The organism is Streptomyces sp. NPDC017246, from assembly GCF_044331325.1.
GTDB lineage: Bacteria > Actinomycetota > Actinomycetes > Streptomycetales > Streptomycetaceae > Streptomyces.
In genome coordinates this window covers 187,928-208,663 of sequence record NZ_JBIRMW010000014.1, presented here as the reverse complement: position 1 = coordinate 208,663, position 20,736 = coordinate 187,928, and the positions used below count along the sequence as shown (strand labels likewise).

General features: G+C 71.6%; 19 protein-coding genes. 17 read left to right on the top strand and 2 right to left on the bottom strand.

All coding sequences use genetic code 11. The annotated features are described in order from the left end of the window. Positions 1-112: 112 nt before the first annotated feature. From ACH4MY_RS28990 to nusB, 3 genes are read left to right on the top strand one after another with little or no spacing between them, the layout of a single operon-like run. Entirely contained in the window at positions 113-1,225 is a 1,113-nt protein-coding gene (locus ACH4MY_RS28990) for an aminopeptidase P family protein (RefSeq protein WP_398006678.1), read from the top strand. A 48-nt stretch (positions 1,226-1,273) separates the two neighbouring features. Beyond that, positions 1,274-1,840: an elongation factor P gene (efp, locus tag ACH4MY_RS28985; RefSeq protein WP_266889643.1), complete on the top strand. Its 567-nt coding sequence runs from the start codon at positions 1,274-1,276 to the stop codon at positions 1,838-1,840. A gap of 2 nt (positions 1,841-1,842) precedes the next feature. Then, entirely contained in the window at positions 1,843-2,280 is a 438-nt protein-coding gene (gene nusB, locus ACH4MY_RS28980) for a transcription antitermination factor NusB (protein WP_398006677.1), read from the top strand. A gap of 264 nt (positions 2,281-2,544) precedes the next feature. On the opposite strand, the gene bldD is transcribed toward nusB, so the two are convergent. Continuing rightward, a complete protein-coding gene (gene bldD / locus ACH4MY_RS28975) occupies positions 2,545-3,045 on the bottom strand; it encodes a transcriptional regulator BldD (protein WP_015032294.1) in 501 nt (166 codons plus the stop codon). A 246-nt stretch (positions 3,046-3,291) separates the two neighbouring features. Between bldD and pyrR the strand changes: the two genes are divergently transcribed. From pyrR to ACH4MY_RS28905, 14 genes are all read left to right on the top strand, one after another. Further along, positions 3,292-3,858, top strand: coding sequence for a bifunctional pyr operon transcriptional regulator/uracil phosphoribosyltransferase PyrR (gene pyrR / locus ACH4MY_RS28970; protein WP_189832317.1), 567 nt, complete (start codon positions 3,292-3,294; stop codon positions 3,856-3,858). Positions 3,859-3,943: 85 nt separating this feature from the next. Continuing rightward, positions 3,944-4,924, top strand: a complete 981-nt coding sequence (locus ACH4MY_RS28965; RefSeq protein WP_398006676.1) for an aspartate carbamoyltransferase catalytic subunit — start codon at positions 3,944-3,946, stop codon at positions 4,922-4,924. 2 nt (positions 4,925-4,926) lie between these two features. Then, complete coding sequence (locus ACH4MY_RS28960; protein ID WP_398006675.1) at positions 4,927-6,213, top strand: dihydroorotase; 1,287 nt, start codon at positions 4,927-4,929, stop codon at positions 6,211-6,213. After that, positions 6,210-6,782, top strand: a complete 573-nt coding sequence (locus tag ACH4MY_RS28955) for a hypothetical protein (protein WP_398006674.1) — start codon at positions 6,210-6,212, stop codon at positions 6,780-6,782. The genes ACH4MY_RS28960 and ACH4MY_RS28955 overlap by 4 nt, the downstream gene beginning before the upstream one ends. Continuing rightward, on the top strand, positions 6,779-7,927 hold the full coding sequence (carA, locus tag ACH4MY_RS28950) for a glutamine-hydrolyzing carbamoyl-phosphate synthase small subunit (RefSeq protein ID WP_398006673.1): 1,149 nt from the start codon (positions 6,779-6,781) through the stop codon (positions 7,925-7,927). The genes ACH4MY_RS28955 and carA overlap by 4 nt, the downstream gene beginning before the upstream one ends. After that, entirely contained in the window at positions 7,920-11,228 is a 3,309-nt protein-coding gene (gene carB, locus ACH4MY_RS28945; RefSeq protein ID WP_398006672.1) for a carbamoyl-phosphate synthase large subunit, read from the top strand. Before carA ends, carB begins: the two co-directional genes overlap by 8 nt. A gap of 75 nt (positions 11,229-11,303) precedes the next feature. Then, entirely contained in the window at positions 11,304-12,413 is a 1,110-nt protein-coding gene (locus ACH4MY_RS28940) for a quinone-dependent dihydroorotate dehydrogenase (RefSeq protein WP_398006671.1), read from the top strand. Next, positions 12,410-13,246 (top strand): orotidine-5'-phosphate decarboxylase, encoded by an 837-nt coding sequence (gene pyrF, locus ACH4MY_RS28935; protein WP_398006670.1) that lies wholly within the window; start codon positions 12,410-12,412, stop codon positions 13,244-13,246. The genes ACH4MY_RS28940 and pyrF overlap by 4 nt, the downstream gene beginning before the upstream one ends. A 329-nt stretch (positions 13,247-13,575) precedes the next feature. Beyond that, complete coding sequence (locus ACH4MY_RS28930) at positions 13,576-13,899, top strand: integration host factor (protein ID WP_398006669.1); 324 nt, start codon at positions 13,576-13,578, stop codon at positions 13,897-13,899. Positions 13,900-13,972: 73 nt separating this feature from the next. Next, the gene (gmk, locus tag ACH4MY_RS28925) at positions 13,973-14,545 is read left to right on the top strand and encodes a guanylate kinase (protein ID WP_398006668.1); all 573 of its coding nucleotides are present in this window, start codon (positions 13,973-13,975) and stop codon (positions 14,543-14,545) included. Between the two features lie 64 nt (positions 14,546-14,609). Beyond that, positions 14,610-14,882 (top strand): DNA-directed RNA polymerase subunit omega, encoded by a 273-nt coding sequence (rpoZ, locus tag ACH4MY_RS28920; protein ID WP_030316319.1) that lies wholly within the window; start codon positions 14,610-14,612, stop codon positions 14,880-14,882. Between the two features lie 102 nt (positions 14,883-14,984). Then, the gene (coaBC, locus tag ACH4MY_RS28915) at positions 14,985-16,211 is read left to right on the top strand and encodes a bifunctional phosphopantothenoylcysteine decarboxylase/phosphopantothenate--cysteine ligase CoaBC (RefSeq protein ID WP_398006667.1); all 1,227 of its coding nucleotides are present in this window, start codon (positions 14,985-14,987) and stop codon (positions 16,209-16,211) included. 263 nt (positions 16,212-16,474) lie between these two features. Next, the gene (gene metK, locus ACH4MY_RS28910) at positions 16,475-17,698 is read left to right on the top strand and encodes a methionine adenosyltransferase (RefSeq protein ID WP_398006666.1); all 1,224 of its coding nucleotides are present in this window, start codon (positions 16,475-16,477) and stop codon (positions 17,696-17,698) included. 94 nt (positions 17,699-17,792) lie between these two features. Continuing rightward, the gene (locus tag ACH4MY_RS28905) at positions 17,793-19,931 is read left to right on the top strand and encodes a primosomal protein N' (RefSeq protein ID WP_398006665.1); all 2,139 of its coding nucleotides are present in this window, start codon (positions 17,793-17,795) and stop codon (positions 19,929-19,931) included. 138 nt (positions 19,932-20,069) lie between these two features. On the opposite strand, the gene ACH4MY_RS28900 is transcribed toward ACH4MY_RS28905, so the two are convergent. After that, positions 20,070-20,588: a hypothetical protein gene (locus ACH4MY_RS28900; RefSeq protein WP_398006664.1), complete on the bottom strand. Its 519-nt coding sequence runs from the start codon at positions 20,586-20,588 to the stop codon at positions 20,070-20,072. Positions 20,589-20,736: the final 148 nt, after the last annotated feature.

Here is a 20,736-nt window from a genome sequence, read left to right as displayed (position 1 = left end):
GGCGGCCCGCGCGCGGGACCGCGACGACACCTCCGGGCCGGTCCGGCGGGCCTCCCGCCCGGTCGGCCGTCCAGAACAGGCCACCGCGCCGCGCTGCTCGTAGGCTCGGAGCATGTCAGAGGTGTATGCGGACCGCCGTGTACGGCTGCGCGATCGCTGCGCGGCCGCGGGCAGCCCGGCGGCCCTGGTCTCCCGCCCCGCCAACGTCCGCTATCTCGCGGGCGGTTCGCCCCCGGGCGCCGTCCTCCTCGTCGGGCCGGAACCCGACGCGGACGTCCTGCTCTGCCCGGTCGCGCCCGGCGCCGAACCGGCCGACGGACGGCTCGACGAACTGCTCCGCCGGCAGGTCCTGCCCGCCGGTGGCGGCGATCCGGCCGTCGCCGCCGTCGACCTCGCCCGCCGGGCGGGCGCCGACGCGCTGGCCGTCGAGGAACACGACCTGACCGTGGCCCGGCACCGGGCCATGGGCTCCGTCGCGCCCGGACTGCGTCTCGCCGACCTCGCCTGCGCCGTGGAGCAGCTCCGGATCGTCAAGGACGAGGACGAGATCGCCTGCCTCCGGATCGCCGCGGAGATCGCCGACCAGGCGCTCGGAGAGCTCCTGGAGTCGATCCTGGTGGGACGGACCGAGCGGCACCTCGCCCTGGAGCTGGAACGGCGGCTCGTCGACCACGGCGCCGACGGGGCCGCCTTCCCCACCTCGGTGGCGACCGGCCCGCACTCCGGACGCCGGGGGCACCGGCCCACCGACCGCCGGGTCGAGGAGGGTGATTTCCTCTCCGTCTGCCTCGGCGCCGACTACCGCGGCTACCGCTGCGAGATCGGCCGGACCTTCGTCATCGGCACCACGCCCGCCGACTGGCAGATCGAGCTGTACGAGCTCGTCTTCGCCGCTCAGCGGGCCGGACGGGAGTCTCTCGTACCCGGCGCCGAGTACCGGGACGTGGACCGCGCGGCCCGCCAGATCCTGGACGCCGCGGGGCACGCGGAGGCCGCCGTCCCCCTCACCGGGCACGGGGTGGGGCTCGAAATCGACGAGGACCCGCAGCTCTCACCCTCGGCCATGGGTAAACTGGACGCTTGTGTGCCGGTCACCGTCGAACCGGGGGTCCACCTCCCGGGCCGGGGCGGGGTCCGGATCGATGACACGCTCGTCGTGCGCCAGGAGGCGGACGGCGGACCCGAGCTACTCACCATCACGACCAAGGAGCTGCTCGCGCTGTAAGGCGCGTAGGCCTCCACGGTCCACGTCAGTCCAGGAGATTCCGCAACCGTGGCTTCCACGAACGACCTCAAGAACGGCATGGTGCTCAAGCTCGACGGGGGCCAGCTCTGGTCCGTCGTCGAGTTCCAGCACGTCAAGCCCGGCAAGGGCCCGGCCTTCGTGCGCACCAAGCTGAAGAGCGTGCTCTCCGGCAAGGTCGTCGACAAGACGTTCAACGCCGGCACCAAGGTCGAGACGGCCACCATTGACCGCCGCGACATGCAGTTCTCGTACATGGACGGCGACTACTTCGTCTTCATGGACGAGGAGACGTACGACCAGCTGATGGTCGACCGCAAGTCCGTCGGCGACGCGGCCAACTTCCTGATCGAGGGCTTCACCGCCTCGGTCGCCCAGCACGAGGGCGAGGTGCTCTACGTCGAGCTCCCGGCCGCCGTCGAGCTGGTCATCAAGCACACCGACCCGGGCGTCCAGGGCGACCGCTCCACCGGCGGCACCAAGCCCGCCACGCTGGAGACCGGCCACGAGATCCAGGTCCCGCTCTTCATCACCACCGGCGAGAAGGTCAAGGTCGACACCCGCACCAGCGACTACCTCGGCCGGGTGAACAAGTAACCGTGGCCGCTCGGAGCAAGGCCCGCAAGCGCGCCTTCCAGATCCTCTTCGAGGCGGACCAGCGTGGTGCCTCCGTCCAGGAGGTTCTCGCGGACCAGGTCCGGCACGCCCGGTCGGACGACCGTCAGCCGCCGGTGAACGACTTCACCATGCAGCTGGTCGAGGGCTACTCGGCCCACGTGGCGCGGATCGACGAACTCATCGCGACCTACGCGGTGGACTGGGACCTCGACCGGATGCCCGTCGCCGACCGGAACATCGTGCGCCTCGGCGCGTACGAACTGATCTGGGAGGACGGCACGCCGGACGCGGTCGCGATCGACGAGGCGGTGCAGCTCGCCAAGGAGTTCTCCACGGACGAGTCCCCGACCTTCGTCAACGGTCTGCTGGCGCGCTTCAAGGACTTGAAGCCGCGTCTGCGCCGGGACGCGGACGTCTGAGTCCGTAGACGTCACCGGCAGTCGAAGGGGCCCGCAGCACTCGTGCCGCGGGCCCCTTCGGCGTCTCCCGGCCGCGTGTGCGACGGCACACGGAGAGGCCGGGTCCCGGACGGGGAGGAACGCAGGGTCCCGGACGGAGCGACGGCCCCGGCCCCGGACGCGGAATGGCGCCGGGCCCGTGACGTGGAAACAGCGACGGGCCCGTGGACGTCGGATGACGTCCACGGGCCCGGCGGTACGTTTCTGCTGAGTCCCCGGAAGGGGTCAGTTCTCCTCGTGGGCGACGGCGCGGCGCGCGTCCGCGTCCAGCACGCCCCAGCTGATCAGCTGCTCGGTGAGGACCGAGGGGGACTGGTCGTAGATCACGGCGAGGGTGCGCAGGTCGTCCTGACGGATCGACAGCACCTTGCCGTTGTAGTCGCCGCGCTGCGACTGGATCGTCGCCGCGTAACGCTGGAGCGGGCCGGCCTTCTCCTGGGGGACGTGCGCCAGGCGCTCCAGATCCAGGACCAGCTTCGGCGGCGGCTCGGCGGCCCCGCCCGGAGTCGTGCCCGGCAGGAGCTCCTGCACCGGCACGCCGTAGAAGTCGGCCAGCTCGGCAAGGCGCTGCACGGTCACCGCGCGATCGCCACGCTCGTACGAACCGACCACGACGGCCTTCCAGCGCCCCTGGGACTTCTCCTCCACCCCGTGGAGCGAGAGACCCTGCTGGGTGCGGATGGCACGGAGTTTGGCCCCGAGCTGCTTTGCGTATTCGCTGGACATAACGCTCCCGGACGCTGTGACGACATGCGGCTGCGCCGCGCGGCTGGTAACTCACTGTGAGGTTACGCAGCGTTACTCTTTCCCGTCAAGCCGAATGGTCCGTACCGCCCCCTCCCGGGGGACGGCGCCCGGAGTGGCGGCAGGGGTGCGAGGAGGCCTCCCGTCCGCCCCTGGTATCGTTGACGTCGCAAATCCGACGTCCTTTAAGAGCCGTCCCGTGAGGCGGAGAAGGAGGTCCGTTTCTTCATGGACACCCAGCTGCAGTACAGCGACGACGCGCGGCCCGTTCTCGAGGCCCCGGACATCGCGCGGGTCCTCACCCGCATCGCACACGAGATCGTCGAGCGCGCCAAGGGCGCGGACGACGTGGTTCTCCTCGGCATTCCCACCCGCGGTGTGTACCTCGCCCGCCGGCTCGCCGAGAAGCTCGAATCGATCACCGGCACCAAGATCCCGGTCGGCTCCCTCGACATCACCATGTACCGGGACGACCTGCGGATGAAGCCGGCGCGCGCCCTCGGCCGCACCGAGATCCCCGGTGACGGCGTCGACGGCCGCCTGGTCGTCCTCGTCGACGACGTGCTCTTCTCCGGCCGCACCATCCGCGCCGCCCTCGACGCCCTCGGCGACATCGGCCGCCCCCGCGCGGTCCAGCTCGCCGTCCTCGTCGACCGCGGCCACCGCGAGCTCCCGATCCGCGCCGACTACGTCGGCAAGAACCTCCCCACGTCGCTGCGGGAGACGGTCAAGGTCCAGCTCGCCGAGGAGGACGGTCGCGACACCGTCCTGCTCGGCTCCAGGCCCTCCGCCTAGCCGGACCGGCTTCCCCCGCGGGGTCGGGGCACACTCCTGCGCCCCCGCATGCCCTCACCCCTCCCCACCACGGAGAGACACACCGATGATGCGTCACCTCATCTCGGCCGCCGACCTCACCCGCGACGACGCCGTCCTGATCCTCGACACCGCCGAGGAGATGGCCCGGGTGGCCGACCGGCCCATCAGGAAGCTGCCGACGCTGCGCGGCCGGACCATCTGCAACCTCTTCTTCGAGGACTCCACCCGCACCCGGATCTCCTTCGAGGCCGCCGAGAAGCGCCTCTCCGCCGACGTGATCAACTTCGCGGCCAAGGGCTCCAGCGTCTCCAAGGGCGAGTCCCTCAAGGACACCGCCCAGACCCTGGAGGCCATGGGCGTCGACGCGGTCGTCATCCGGCACGGCGCCTCCGGAGCCCCGTACCGCCTCGCCACCTCCGGCTGGATCGACGCCCCCGTCATCAACGCCGGCGACGGCACCCACCAGCACCCCACCCAGGCCCTCCTGGACGCCTTCACCATGCGCCGCCGCCTGGTCGGCCGGGACACCGGACTCGGCCAGGACCTCGCGGGCAAGCGGATCACGCTCGTCGGCGACGTCCTGCACAGCCGCGTCGCCCGCTCCAACGTCGACCTGCTGCACACCCTCGGCGCCGAGGTCACCCTGGTGGCCCCGCCCACCCTGGTCCCCGTGGGCGTGGAGACCTGGCCCTGCGAGATCTCGTACGACCTCGACCGCGTGCTGCCGAAGTCCGACGCGGTCATGATGCTGCGTGTGCAGCGCGAGCGGATGAACGCCGCCTTCTTCCCCACCGAGCGCGAGTACTCGCGCCGGTACGGGCTGGACGGCGAGCGGATGGCGAGGATGCCCGAGCACGCCATCGTCATGCACCCCGGCCCCATGGTCCGCGGCATGGAGATCACCGCCGAGGTCGCCGACTCCGACCGCTGCACGGTCGTCGAGCAGGTCGCCAACGGCGTCTCCGTCCGGATGGCGGTCCTCTACCTGCTTCTGGGCGGCAACGACTCCGCCACCCACACCACCCGTACCGAGGAGAACAAGTAACCATGAGCAAGATCCTTATCCGCGGTGCACAGGTGCTGGGCGGCGAGATCCAGGACGTCCTCGTCGACGGCGAGACCATCGCCGAGGTGGGCACCGGCCTGTCCGCCGAGGGCGCCACCGTGATCGAGGCCGAGGGCCAGATCCTGCTGCCCGGCCTCGTCGACCTCCACACCCACCTGCGCGAGCCCGGCCGCGAGGACTCCGAGACCGTCCTCACCGGCACCCGCGCCGCCGCCTCCGGCGGCTACACGGCCGTCTTCGCCATGGCCAACACCCACCCGGTCGCCGACACCGCCGGCGTCGTCGAGCAGGTCTTCCGGCTCGGCCAGGAATCCGGCTACTGCGACGTGCAGCCCATCGGCGCCGTCACCGTCGGCCTGGAGGGCAAGAAGCTCGCCGAGCTCGGCGCCATGCACGACTCCGCCGCCGGCGTCACCGTCTTCTCCGACGACGGCAAGTGCGTCGACGACGCGGTGATCATGCGCCGCGCCCTGGAGTACGTGAAGGCCTTCGACGGCGTCGTCGCCCAGCACGCCCAGGAGCCCCGCCTCACCGAGGGCGCCCAGATGAACGAGGGCATCGTCTCGGCCGAGCTCGGTCTCGGCGGCTGGCCGGCCGTCGCCGAGGAGTCGATCATCGCCCGCGACGTCCTCCTCGCCGAGCACGTCGGCTCCCGCGTCCACATCTGCCACCTCTCCACCGCCGGCTCCGTCGAGATCGTCCGCTGGGCCAAGTCCCGCGGCATCGACGTCACCGCCGAGGTCACCCCGCACCACCTCCTCCTCACGGACGAGCTGGTCCGCTCGTACAACCCGGTCTACAAGGTCAACCCGCCGCTGCGCACCGAGAAGGACGTCCTCGCCCTCCGCGAGGCGCTGGCCGACGGCACGATCGACATCGTCGCCACCGACCACGCCCCGCACCCGCACGAGGACAAGGACTGCGAGTGGGCCGCGGCCGCCATGGGCATGGTCGGCCTGGAGACCGCGCTCTCCGTCGTCCAGCAGACGATGGTGGAGACCGGCCTCCTCGACTGGGCCGGCGTCGCCGACCGGATGTCCTTCGCGCCCGCCCGCATCGGACGGGCCAAGGGCCACGGACGACCCGTCTCGGCAGGTGAGCCCGCGAACCTGACGCTGGTCGATCCGGCTTACCGTGGTGTCGTGGACCCCGCGGACTTCGCCTCCCGCAGCCGTAACACCCCCTACGAGGGCCGTGAGCTGCCGGGACGCGTCACCCACACCATCCTGCGGGGCCGGGCAACGGTCGTGGACGGGAAGCTGGCGTGACACCACTCATCGCAATCGCCGCAGAGGCTGCCGATCAGAAGTCGGCGGAGGTGACCGAATGGGCCGGGCGGCTCGGCTGGGTCGCCGGACTGCTGCTCTTCGTCGCCTTCGTGTACTGGCTGATGCGCCAGGGCTGGAAGTGGCGCGGCAGCCTCCAGTCGGACCTGCCCGAGCTCCCCACCGCGCCCGCGGCGGCCGGTGCGGCCACACTGACTCTCAGCGGGCGCTACCACGGGTCCACGACCGCCGGGCAGTGGCTCGACCGGATCGTCGCCCACGGTCTGGGCACCCGCAGCCGCGTCGAGCTCACGCTCACCGACGCCGGGATGGCGGTCGTACGCCCCGGGGCGAACGACTTCTTCGTCCCGGCCGAGGCCCTGCGTGAGGCCCGCCTCGACAAGGGCATCGCCGGCAAGGTCCTCGCCGAGGGCGGCCTGCTGGTCGTCACCTGGGCGCACGGCGGCAAACTGCTCGACTCCGGCTTCCGGTCCGACCGGGCGGCCGAGCACACCGCCTGGGTCGAGGCCATCAATTCCATGATCAACACGACGGAAGGCATCGCACGATGACGACCTCCACCAGGGGAGCCGCCAAGGCTCCCGCCGTACTCGTCCTGGAGGACGGCCGCATCTTCCGCGGCCGCGCCTACGGGGCCGTGGGGGAGACCTTCGGCGAGGCCGTGTTCTCCACCGGCATGACCGGCTACCAGGAGACCCTCACCGACCCGTCGTACCACCGCCAGGTCGTCGTCATGACGGCCCCGCACGTCGGCAACACCGGCGTCAACGACGAAGACCCCGAGTCGGGCCGCATCTGGGTCTCCGGCTACGTCGTCCGCGACCCCGCCCGCGTCCCCTCCAACTGGCGCGCCACCCGCACGCTGGACGAGGAGCTGGAGCGCCAGGGCGTCGTCGGCATCTCCGGCATCGACACCCGCGCCCTCACCCGCCACCTCCGCGAGCGCGGCGCCATGCGCGTCGGCATCTTCTCCGGCGACGCCTGGACGGGCATCCGCGACGAGGCCCTGCTCGACAAGGTCAAGGCGCAGCCCCAGATGAAGGGCGCGAACCTCTCCGCCGAGGTCGCCACCAAGGAGCCGTACGTCGTCCCCGCGATCGGCACCAAGAAGTTCACCGTCGCCGCCGTCGACCTCGGCATCAAGGGCATGACCCCGCACCGGATGGCCGAGCGCGGCATCGAGGTCCACGTACTGCCCGCCACCGCCACCGCCGAGGACATCTACGCGGTGAACCCGGACGGCGTCTTCTTCTCCAACGGCCCCGGCGACCCGGCCACCGCCGACGGTCCCGTCTCGGTGATGCAGGCCGTCCTGGAGCGCAGGACCCCGCTCTTCGGCATCTGCTTCGGCAACCAGATCCTCGGCCGCGCGCTCGGCTTCGGCACCTACAAGCTGAAGTACGGCCACCGCGGCATCAACCAGCCGGTGCAGGACCGCACCACCGGCAAGGTCGAGGTCACCGCGCACAACCACGGATTCGCCGTCGACGCACCCCTCGACAAGGTCTCCGACACGCCCTACGGTCGCGCCGAGGTCTCTCACGTCTGTCTGAACGACCAGGTCGTCGAAGGCCTCCAGCTGCTCGACCAGCCGGCCTTCTCCGTCCAGTACCACCCCGAGGCGGCCGCGGGCCCGCACGACGCCGCGTACCTCTTCGACCGCTTCGTATCCCTGATGGAGGCCGAGCGTGCCTAAGCGCACCGATATCCAGTCCGTCCTGGTCATCGGCTCCGGCCCGATCGTCATCGGGCAGGCCGCCGAGTTCGACTACTCCGGCACCCAGGCCTGCCGCATCCTCAAGGCCGAGGGCCTGCGGGTGATCCTGGTCAACTCCAACCCGGCCACGATCATGACCGACCCGGAGATCGCCGACGCCACCTACGTCGAGCCGATCACCCCCGAGTTCGTCGAGAAGATCATCGCCAAGGAGCGCCCCGACGCCCTCCTGCCCACCCTCGGCGGCCAGACCGCGCTCAACACCGCGATCTCCATGCACGAGCAGGGCGTCCTGGAGAAGTACGGCGTCGAGCTCATCGGCGCCAACGTCGAGGCCATCAACAAGGGCGAGGACCGCGACCTCTTCAAGGGCGTCGTCGAGGCCGTCAAGGCCAAGATCGGCTACGGCGAGTCCGCCCGCTCGGTCATCTGCCACACCATGGACGACGTCATCGAGGGCGTCGACATCCTCGGCGGCTACCCGGTCGTCGTCCGCCCCTCCTTCACCATGGGCGGCGCCGGCTCCGGCTTCGCCCACGACGAGGAGGAGCTGCGCCGCATCGCCGGCCAGGGCCTGACGCTCTCCCCGACCACCGAGGTGCTCCTGGAGGAGTCCATCCTCGGCTGGAAGGAGTACGAGCTGGAGCTGATGCGCGACAAGAACGACAACGTCGTGGTCGTCTGCTCCATCGAGAACTTCGACCCGATGGGCGTCCACACCGGTGACTCGATCACCGTCGCCCCGGCGATGACCCTCACCGACCGCGAGTACCAGCGGCTCCGCGACATCGGCATCGCGATCATCCGCGAGGTCGGCGTCGACACCGGCGGCTGCAACATCCAGTTCGCGATCGACCCTGTCGACGGCCGCATCATCGTCATCGAGATGAACCCGCGCGTCTCCCGCTCCTCGGCGCTCGCCTCCAAGGCGACCGGCTTCCCGATCGCCAAGATCGCGGCCCGTCTCGCCGTCGGCTACACGCTGGACGAGATCCCGAACGACATCACGGAGAAGACCCCGGCGTCCTTCGAGCCCACGCTCGACTACGTCGTCGTCAAGGCCCCGCGCTTCGCCTTCGAGAAGTTCCCCTCCGCCGACTCCACGCTGACCACGACCATGAAGTCGGTCGGCGAGGCCATGGCGATCGGCCGCAACTTCACCGAGGCGCTCCAGAAGGCCCTGCGTTCCCTGGAGAAGAAGGGCTCGCAGTTCACCTTCGTCGGTGAGCCCGGCGACAAGGCCGAGCTGCTGCGCGAGTCGGTCCGCCCGACCGACGGCCGCATCAACACGGTCATGCAGTCCATCCGCGCCGGCGCCACCCCGCAGGAGGTCTTCGACGCCACGAAGATCGACCCGTGGTTCGTCGACCAGCTCTTCCTGATCAAGGAGATCGCCGACGAGCTGGCCGCCGCCGAGAAGCTGCACCCGGAGATCCTCGCCGAGGCCAAGCGCCACGGCTTCTCCGACGCCCAGATCGCCGAGATCCGCGGTCTGCGCGAGGACGTCGTCCGTGAGGTCCGGCACGCCCTCGGCGTCCGCCCGGTCTACAAGACGGTCGACACCTGCGCCGCCGAGTTCGCCGCCAAGACCCCGTACTTCTACTCCTCGTACGACGAGGAGACCGAGGTCGCGCCCCGCACCAAGCCCGCGGTGATCATCCTGGGCTCCGGCCCGAACCGCATCGGCCAGGGCATCGAGTTCGACTACTCCTGCGTCCACGCCTCCTTCGCCCTGAGCGACGCCGGCTACGAGACCGTGATGGTCAACTGCAACCCGGAGACCGTCTCCACGGACTACGACACCTCCGACCGCCTGTACTTCGAGCCGCTGACGCTCGAGGACGTGCTGGAGATCGTCCACGCCGAGACGCTGGCCGGCCCCGTCGCCGGTGTCGTCGTCCAGCTCGGCGGCCAGACCCCGCTGGGTCTGGCGCAGGCGCTCAAGGACAACGGCGTGCCGGTCGTCGGCACCCCCCCGGAGGCCATCCACGCCGCCGAGGACCGCGGCGCCTTCGGCCAGGTCCTCGCCGAGGCCGGCCTCCCGGCCCCCAAGCACGGCACCGCGACCACCTTCGCCGGCGCCAAGGCCATCGCCGACGAGATCGGCTACCCCGTCCTCGTGCGCCCCTCGTACGTGCTCGGCGGCCGCGGCATGGAGATCGTCTACGACGAGACCCGCCTGGAGTCGTACATCGCCGAGTCCACCGAGATCAGCCCCACCCGGCCGGTCCTGGTCGACCGCTTCCTCGACGACGCCATCGAGATCGACGTCGACGCGCTCTACGACGGCCACGAGCTCTACCTCGGCGGCGTCATGGAGCACATCGAGGAGGCCGGCATCCACTCCGGCGACTCGGCCTGCGCCCTGCCCCCGATCACCCTCGGCGGCTACGACATCAAGCGCCTGCGGGTCTCCACCGAGGCCATCGCCAAGGGCGTCGGCGTGCGCGGTCTGATCAACATCCAGTTCGCGATGGCCGGCGACATCCTCTACGTCCTGGAGGCCAACCCGCGCGCCTCCCGGACCGTCCCCTTCACCTCGAAGGCGACCGCCGTCCCGCTCGCGAAGGCCGCCGCCCGCATCTCGCTCGGCGCCACCGTCGCCGAGCTGCGCGCCGAGGGCCTGCTGCCGAAGACCGGCGACGGCGGCACCCTGCCGCTCGACGCGCCGATCTCCGTCAAGGAGGCCGTGATGCCGTGGTCGCGCTTCCGCGACGTGCACGGCCGCGGCGTCGACACCGTCCTCGGCCCGGAGATGCGCTCCACCGGCGAGGTCATGGGCATCGACGCGGTCTTCGGCACGGCGTACGCCAAGTCGCAGGCCGGCGCCTACGGCCCGCTGCCCACCAAGGGCCGCGCGTTCATCTCGGTCGCCAACCGCGACAAGCGCTCGATGATCTTCCCGGCGCGCGAGCTCGTCGCCCACGGCTTCGAGCTGCTCGCCACCTCCGGCACCGCCGAGGTCCTCAAGCGCAACGGCATCAACGCCACGATCGTGCGCAAGCTGAGCGAGGGCGAGGGCCCCGACGGCGAGAAGACGATCGTCCAGCTCATCCACGACGGCCAGGTCGACCTGATCGTCAACACCCCGTACGGCACCGGCGGCCGCCTCGACGGCTACGAGATCCGTACGGCCGCGGTGGCGCGCAGCGTCCCCTGCCTCACCACGGTCCAGGCGCTCGCCGCGGCCGTCCAGGGCATCGACGCGCTCAACCGCGGCGACGTGGGCGTCCGCTCGCTCCAGGAGCACGCGGAGCACCTGACCGCGGCCCGCGACTAGCAGCCCGTACGAGGAGGGGGACACCGGCAGCACCTGCGGTGTCCCCCTCGTCATGAGCAGACCTGGACTCCCCGCATGTACAAGTTCTTCTTCGACCTCGTCTTCAAGCGCATGGACCCCGAGAAGGCCCACTACCTGGCCTTCCGCTGGATCCGCCTCGCCGCCCGCGTCCCCGTGCTGCGGACCTTCGTCGCCGCCGTCCTCGCGCCCCGGTACAAGGAGCTGCGCACCGAGGCCCTCGGCCTGCGCATGCACGGCCCCTTCGGGCTCGCCGCCGGCTTCGACAAGAACGCCGTCGCCATCGACGGGATGTCGATGCTCGGCTTCGACCACGTCGAGATCGGCACGGTCACCGGCGAGGCCCAGCCGGGCAACCCCAAGAAGCGCCTCTTCCGGCTGATCCCGGACCGCGCCCTGATCAACCGCATGGGCTTCAACAACGAGGGCTCCGCCGCCGTCGCCGCCCGCCTCCACGCGCGCGTGCCGGTCTTCAGGACCGTCGTGGGCGTCAACATCGGCAAGACCAAGGTCGTCCCCGAGGCCGAGGCCGCCGCCGACTACGTGAAGTCCACCGAGCGCCTGGCCGCGCACGCCGACTACCTCGTGGTCAACGTCTCCTCGCCGAACACCCCGGGGCTGCGCAACCTCCAGGCCACCGAGTCCCTGCGCCCGCTCCTCACGGCCGTACGGGAGGCCGCCGACCGTACGGTCACCGACCGCCGTGTCCCGCTCCTGGTCAAGATCGCCCCCGACCTCGCCGACGAGGACGTCGACGCGGTCGCCGACCTGGCCCTGGAGCTCGGCCTCGACGGCATCATCGCCACCAACACCACCATCGCGCGCGAGGGCCTCGGCCTGAAGTCCGACCCGGAGCTCGTCAAGGAGACCGGCGGCCTCTCCGGCGCCCCCGTCAAGGAGCGCTCCCTCGCGGTCCTCAGGCGGCTGCACGCGCGCGTGGGCGACCGCCTGGTCCTCGTGGGCGTCGGCGGCATCGAGAACGCCGAGGACGCCTGGCAGCGCATCCTGGCCGGGGCCACCCTGATCCAGGGCTACAGCGCCTTCATCTACGAGGGCCCGTTCTACGCCCGCGCGATCCACAAGGGCCTCGCGGCGCGCCTCGCGGCCTCCCCGTACGCCACCCTCGCCGAGGCCGTCGGCGCCGACTCCCGAAAGGCCACCCCGTGACCCTCTCCTTCGGTACCCGTCTGCGCTCCGCCATGGACGAGCGCGGCCCGCTCTGCGTCGGCGTCGACCCGCACGCCGCCCTTCTGGACTCCTGGGGCCTGACCGACGACATCGCCGGTCTGGAACGGTTCACGTTCACCGTCGTCGAGGCGCTCGCGGACACCGTGGCCGTCTTCAAGCCGCAGGCCGCGTTCTTCGAGCGCTTCGGTTCGCGCGGGATCGCCGTCCTGGAGCGCGCCGTCGCCGATCTGCGCGCGGCGGGCGGCCTGGTCGTCATGGACGCCAAGCGCGGCGACATCGGCTCCACCATGGCCGCGTACGCCGAGGCCTTCCTGCGCAAGGACTCCCCGCTCTTCTCCGACGCGCTCACGGTCTCCCCGTACCTCGGCTACGGCTCCCTGAAGCCGGCCGTCGACCTGGCCCGCGAGTCCGGCGCCGGTCTCTTCGTCCTGGCGCTGACGTCCAACCCGGAGGGCGCGGAGGTCCAGCGGGCCGTCCGTGAGGACGGCCGCACGATCGGCGCGACCATGCTGGCGCACCTCGCCGCCGAGAACGCGGGGGAGACCCCGATGGGCTCCTTCGGCGCGGTCGTCGGCGCCACCCTGGGCGACCTGTCCTCGTTCGACCTGGACATCAACGGTCCGCTCCTCGCCCCCGGCATCGGCGCCCAGGGCGCGACCCCGGCCGATCTGCCCGCCGTCTTCGGCGCTGCCGTCGGCAACGTCGTCCCGAACGTCAGCCGCGGGGTCCTGCGGCACGGTCCTGACGCGGCCGCCCTGCGGGACTCGGCGCACCGGTACGCGGACGAGATCCGCGCGGCCGTCGCCGGCTGAAGGCCTCCCGGTCTCTCCGCAGGTCGGAGCGGATCGGGCCTGTTTCGGAGCTGTTTCGGCCCGGTGAGACGACGCGTCTCACCGGGCCGTCTCACTCCTTGACGAAAACTTGGCTCAAAACCGGGTCGTTATGCCGGAAAAGTCCCGGTCGGTCGATGCTGACCAGGACTTTTCCGCTGTTCTCGCTGACTGGAGCGGCCTCGGCCGCTAGTCTCCGGGGCAGAGCAGGCGTTCAACGACCACTCCGTTGAGCGTTGCTCCACTGGTGTGGGGCGCAGGGTTCCTCACCGGTCCGTATCCGACAGATCGACATCCGAGGTGACGTAGGCGTGGCTCTTCCGCCCCTTACCCCTGAACAGCGCGCAGCCGCGCTCGAAAAGGCCGCCGCGGCTCGCCGGGAGCGGGCCGAGGTCAAGAATCGACTCAAGCACTCCGGCGCCTCGCTCCACGAGGTCATCAAGACCGGCCAGGAGAACGACGTCATCGGCAAGATGAAGGTCTCCGCGCTGCTCGAGTCCCTGCCCGGCGTGGGCAAGGTCCGCGCCAAGCAGATCATGGAGCGGCTCGGCATCTCCGAGAGCCGCCGTGTGCGCGGCCTCGGCTCCAACCAGATCGCCTCTCTGGAGCGCGAGTTCGGCGGCGCCGGCGCCTGATCCGGCGACCGGTCCGGCTTCCGATCCGGGGCATGCGTCCCGGGCACACCGGTAAAGCTGGAATAATCGCTGCATGGCAGCAGAGGTACGTCCGCGGCTGACCGTGCTCTCCGGCCCTTCTGGGGTCGGCAAGAGCACGGTCGTCGCTCATATGCGCAAGGTCCACCCCGAGGTCTGGCTCTCGGTGTCGGCGACGACACGGAAGCCCCGCCCCGGCGAGAAGCACGGCGTCCACTACTTCTTCGTGACGGACGACGAGTTCGACAAGCTGATCGCCAACGGTGAGCTCCTCGAATGGGCCGAGTTCGCGGGCAACCGTTACGGCACCCCGCGCGGCGCGGTCCTCGAGCGCCTCGACTCCGGAGAGCCCGTGCTCCTGGAGATCGACCTCCAGGGCGCCCGTCAGGTGAAGGACTCGATGCCCGAGTCCCAGCTGGTCTTCCTGGCCCCGCCGAGCTGGGAGGAACTGGTCCGCCGCCTCACCGGCCGCGGCACCGAGTCGCCCGAGGTCATCGCGCGCCGGCTGGAGGCCGCGAAGATCGAACTGGCCGCCGAGTCGGAGTTCGACACCACCCTCGTCAACACCTCCGTCGAGGACGTCGCGCGTGAGCTGCTAACGTTGATGCTGTTGACTTCTGGGGAATGATCCACTGAATCCCCCGGACGCCCAACGGCAGTCTGATCTTTTTTCCATCTTCGGAAGGTAGAGCGTGTCCTCTTCCATCACCGCGCCCGAGGGCATCATCAACCCGCCGATCGACGAGCTGCTCGAGGCCACGGACTCGAAGTACAGCCTCGTGATCTACGCGGCCAAGCGCGCGCGTCAGATCAACGCGTACTACTCCCAGCTCGGCGAGGGCCTGCTGGAGTACGTGGGTCCGCTGGTCGACACCCACGTCCACGAGAAGCCGCTCTCGATCGCCCTGCGCGAGATCAACGCGGGTCTGCTGACGTCCGAGGCCATCGAGGGCCCGGCTACGTAAGCACGTATCACGTGTAACGCTTGTCACCACAGGCCCGGCGGATCATCCGCCGGGCCTGTGGTGTCTCATGGAGTCGTACGCATCCGAGTGCGGGGAGCAGCAGTGGGCGCAGCAGGCAAGCCGAAGGTCGTTCTGGGTGTCAGCGGCGGCATCGCCGCCTACAAGGCGTGCGAGCTGCTGCGCAGGCTCACCGAGTCCGGCCACGACGTCCGGGTCGTCCCCACCGACTCCGCCCTCCACTTCGTCGGCGAGGCCACCTGGTCCGCGCTCTCCGGGAACCCCGTCTCGACCGAGGTGTGGGAGACCGTCCACGAGGTGCCCCACGTCCGGATCGGACAGGCCGCCGACCTCGTCGTCGTCGCCCCCGCCACCGCCGACATGCTCGCCAAGGCCGCCCACGGCCTCGCGGACGACCTGCTCACCAACACCCTGCTCACCGCGCGCTGTCCCGTCGTCTTCGCCCCCGCCATGCACACCGAGATGTGGGAGCACCCCGCGACCCAGGAGAACGTGGCGACCCTGCGCCGCCGCGGCGCCGTCGTCATCGAGCCCGCCGTCGGCCGCCTCACCGGCGTCGACACCGGCAAGGGACGGCTCCCCGACCCGGCGGAGATCTTCGAGGTCTGCCGACGCGTCCTCGCGCGCGGCGCCGACGCCCTCACCCCGGACCTCGCGGGACGCCATGTCGTGGTCAGCGCCGGCGGCACCCGGGAGCCCCTCGACCCCGTGCGCTACCTGGGCAACCGCTCCTCCGGGAAGCAGGGCTACGCCCTCGCGCGGGCTGCCGCCGCCCGGGGCGCCCGGGTCACCCTCGTCGAGGCCAACACCGGCATCCCCGACCCGGCCGGCGTCGACGTCGTCCACGTCGGCACCGCGCTCCAGCTCCGCGAGGCCGTGCTCAAGGCCGTCGCCGACGCCGACGCGGTCGTGATGGCCGCCGCCGTCGCCGACTTCCGGCCGGCCGTCTACGCCGCCGGGAAGATCAAGAAGAAGGACGACGGCGGAGCGCCCACCGTCGAGCTGGTCCGCAACCCCGACATCCTCGCCGAGCTCGCCGCCGACCGTGCCCTGCCGGGCCAGGTGGTGGTCGGCTTCGCCGCCGAGACCGACGACGTCCTCGCCAACGGGCGCGAGAAGCTCCGCCGCAAGGGCTGCGACCTGCTCGTCGTCAATGAGGTGGGGGAGCGCAAGACCTTCGGCTCCGAGGAGAACGAGGCCGTGGTGCTCGCCTCGGACGGCACCGAGATCCCCGTGCCGTACGGCCCGAAGGAAGCGCTCGCCGAGACGGTCTGGGACCTGGTCCTGCCGCGTCTGCGCTCCGCGACCTGACACACGACGCCCGCGCCGCGCCCTGACACGCCTCCCGTCCGCGACGACCGCGAATCCAGCGGGGCGCGTGTGATGTACGCCCCATCAGGGGGTCCGAGCCGTGCGAAGCGACCGGATTCATCCGCTCAGGGCATTCGCCAGGCGAGACACCTGGTCCATCCCGCGACCGTGACCGATAGACTGTTCACGGAACGTCTTGGGGCGCAGCCCCCTGCCGGTCCGTCAAAGAAGAGCCAGCAGCCGCTGCAACCCCAGGGAGCGTTGTGTCCCGTCGTCTGTTCACCTCGGAGTCCGTCACCGAGGGACACCCCGACAAGATCGCTGACCAGATCAGCGACACCATCCTCGACGCCCTGCTGCGCGAGGACCCCACCTCGCGCGTGGCCGTCGAGACGCTGATCACCACCGGCCTGGTGCACGTCGCCGGTGAGGTGACCACCAAGGCGTGGGCGGACATCCCGACCCTCGTCCGGAACAAGATCCTCGAGATCGGTTACGACTCCTCGAAGAAGGGCTTCGACGGCGCCTCCTGCGGCGTGTCGGTGTCCATCGGGTCTCAGTCCCCGGACATCGCCCAGGGCGTGGACACCGCGTACGAGAAGCGGGTCGAGGGTGCCTCCCAGCGGGACGAAGAGGACGAGCTGGACAAGCAGGGCGCGGGCGACCAGGGTCTGATGTTCGGCTACGCGTCGGACGAGACCCCCGAGCTGATGCCGCTCCCGATCCACCTCGCGCACCGGCTCTCCCGCCGGCTGACCGAGGTCCGGAAGAACGGCACCATCCCGTACCTGCGTCCCGACGGCAAGACCCAGGTCACCATCGAGTACGACGGCGACAAGGCCGTCCGCCTCGACACGGTCGTCGTCTCCTCGCAGCACGCCTCCGACATCGACCTCGAGTCGCTGCTCGCGCCCGACATCCGCGAGTTCGTCGTCGAGCACGTGCTCAAGCAGCTCGTCGAGGACGGCATCAAGCTCGACACCGACGGCTACCGCCTCCTGGTGAACCCGACCGGCCGCTTCGAGATCGGCGGCCCGATGGGCGACGCCGGCCTCACCGGCCGCAAGATCATCATCGACACCTACGGCGGCATGGCCCGCCACGGTGGCGGCGCCTTCTCCGGCAAGGACCCGTCCAAGGTCGACCGCTCGGCCGCCTACGCCATGCGCTGGGTCGCCAAGAACGTCGTCGCCGCGGGCCTCGCCTCGCGCTGCGAGGTCCAGGTCGCCTACGCGATCGGCAAGGCCGAGCCCGTCGGACTCTTCGTCGAGACCTTCGGCACCAACACCGTCGACAACGAGAAGATCGAGAACGCCATCGCCGAGGTCTTCGACCTCCGCCCGGCCGCGATCATCCGCGACCTCGACCTGCTCCGCCCGATCTACTCCCAGACCGCCGCCTACGGCCACTTCGGCCGCGAGCTGCCGGACTTCACCTGGGAGCGCACGGACCGCGTGGACGCCCTGCGCAAGGCCGCCGGCCTCTAGTACCCGGCCACGAGCGACCGAAGCCCGGCACCCCTGGGGGGTGCCGGGCTTCGACGTACCCGGCTTGTCGGTGGCGTCTGGTAGGTATGGGGCTGTGAGCAGCGAGAACGAGAGGTCCGAGGAGTCCGGTGAGCCCGAGCAGCTCGCGCTCATCCGGGAGACCGTGCGGAAGGCGAAGGTGCCGCGGGCCAAGCCGCGGACCTGGCGGGGGGCCGCGCTGGCCAAGGAGCTGCCCGTCGCCCGGGTCGTCGTGAACAAGGGGGCGCTGCACCTCGACCAGTTCTTCGACTACGCGGTCCCCGAGGAGCTGGACGAGATCGCGCGGCCCGGGGTGCGGGTGCGGGTGCGGTTCGGCGCGGGGGCGCACCAGGTCAAGAACGGACGCCGGGAGGGCGGGCGGCTCATCGACGGCTTCCTCGTCGAGCGCCGGGCCACCTCCGACTACTCCGGGCCGCTGGCCGCCCTCGCCGACGTCGTCTCCCCGGAGCCGGTGCTCGGCCCCGAGCAGCTCGGACTTGCGCGGGCCGTCGCCGACCGGTACGCGGGCAGCCTCGCCGACGTGCTCCAGCTCGCCGTGCCCCCGCGCAGCGCCCGCGCCGAAGGCCGCACCTCACCGGAACCGCTGCCGCCACCGACGGCTCCGGAGCCGGAGAGCTGGGGACGCTACGAGCGGGGGCCCGCCTTCCTGGAGTCCCTCGCGCGCGGCGGGGCACCCCGGGCCGTGTGGAACGCGCTGCCGGGACCGTACTGGGCCGAGGAGATCGCCCGGGCCGTCGGCGCGACCCTGGCCTCCGGCCGGGGCGCGCTCGTCGTCGTACCCGACGGGCGGGCCGCGGGGCGGGTCGACGCGGCCCTGACCGCCGTCCTGGGGGAGGGACGGCACGCCCTGCTCACCGCCGAGGCGGGTCCCGAGAAGCGGTACGCGCAGTGGCTCGCCGTGCGGCGCGGGGCGGTGCGGGCGGTCGTCGGAACCCGGGCCGCGATGTTCGCCCCCGTCCGGGACCTCGGCCTCGTCGTCATCTGGGACGACGGCGACGGCAGCCACAGCGAGCCCCACGCCCCGCAGCCCCACGCGCGCGATGTGCTGCTGCTCCGCGCCGCCCACGACCGGTGCGCCTTTCTGCTCGGAAGCACCAGCTGCACCGTCGAGGCCGCGCAGCTCGTCGAGTCCGGCTGGGCCCAGGCCCTGAACGCCGGACGCGAGCAGGTCCGCAGGGCGGCCCCGCTGATCCGCACCGTCGGCGACGGCGAACTCGCCCGCGACGAGGCCGCGCGCGCCGCCCGGCTGCCCTCGCTGGCTTGGCAGGCCGTACGGGAGGGGCTCAAGACCGGGCCGGTGCTGGTCCAGGTGCCCCGCCGGGGGTACGTACCGAGGCTGGCCTGCGAGCGCTGCCGGACGCCCGCCCGCTGCCGCCACTGCGCGGGGCCGCTGGAGGCTCCCGAACAGCGGGAGCTGCACTGCGGCTGGTGCGGGCGCGGCGCCTCCGACTGGCACTGCGTGGAGTGCGGCTCCACCCGGTTGCGGGCGCAGGTGGTCGGCGCCCGGCGGACGGCGGAGGAGCTCGGCCGGGCGTTCCCGGCGGTGCCGGTCCGGACCTCGGGACGGGACCACGTCCTGGACAGCGTGCCCGGGCGCCCGGCGCTCGTCGTCTCCACTCCCGGCGCCGAACCCGTCGCCGAGGGCGGCTACGCGGCCGCCCTGCTCCTCGACGGCTGGGCCATGCTCGGCCGGCCCGATCTGCGCGCGGGCGAGGAGGCGCTGCGTCGCTGGATCGACGCGGCCTCCCTGGTGCGCGGGCAGCCCGAGGGCGGCACCGTCGTCGTGGTCGCCGAGCCGACGCTCCGGCCCGTCCAGGCGCTCGTCCGCTGGGACCCCGTCGGGCACGCCCAGCGGGAGCTGGCCGAGCGGGCCGAGCTGGGCTTCCCTCCGGTCTCCCGGATGGCCGCGGTGACGGGCCCGCCGGAGGCTGTCGAAAACTTCCTGGCGGGGGCGGGGCTGCCCATGGACGCCGAGGTGCTCGGCCCCGTGCCGCTTCCGGTGGTCCGCCCCGGCGGACCCCGCAGACCCGGCGACCCGCCGCCGGGCGAGCAGTGGGACCGGGCCCTGGTCCGGGTCCCACCGGGCAGCGGCGCGGCCCTGGCGGCGGCTCTCAAGCAGGCGAGGGCGGGCCGTCTCGCGCGCGGCGGCGGGGACCCGGTGCGGATCCGGGTCGATCCGCCGGACATCGGCTGACGGCGGGCTCCGCGACGGGCCCCGCGGGGCCGTGGCCTCCGGTTCTCCGCCCGGCGACGGGGGAGCCAGGCTTCCGCCGGGTACGGCGGACGGCCGCCCGCCCCCGTGGGGGACGGACGGCCGTCGGATGCGCGCAGGTCAGCCGTTGCGCGGGCTCGGGAAGGCCGACGGACGCGGGTCCTCGCGGAGGGAGGCGCTGCCCGAGGTCGGCTGCGGGGGCATCGAACGGGCGGCGGGGACCGAGGGGAGCGTGCGGGTCGCGCCCGGCTCCACGATCGGCTCCTGGTCGACGCCGACGCCCGGCTGGGGCGCGCGCCGGGCGCCGTAGCGGCGGTGGACGGCCTGCTTGGTGACTCCGAGGGCGGAGCCCACCGCGTCCCAGGAGAATCCGAGGGAGCGGTCGAAGTCGACCGCCGCGGTCACCAGGGTCTCGACACTGTCCCGCAGCTCCTGCGCGAGACGTACGGTCGGGGCGGGCGCGCGCCCGTAGACGACGAAGCCCGTCGACGGGCCGGAGCGGCGAGGGCGGTAGACATTGCCCAGCTGGGCCGTGAGCGTGCGCAGTGCGTCCACCTGCCGCCGGACCCGCTCGATGTCCCGCACCAACAGGTGCAGACTCGCCCGAGCCTGGGCGTCGTGGGTTGCGTGGTCGGCCATGTGAAAGCCTCTCGAACCGGCATGTAAAGGGAAGGGCCGCAGGGGGGAACGGCGACCCGATTCGGTCAATCTCTCTTGACCAACGCGCCACCCGGGGTTGGGTCACGCTGCGGGGGCGTACACGCATATGCGCGGGGCGCTCGTCCTT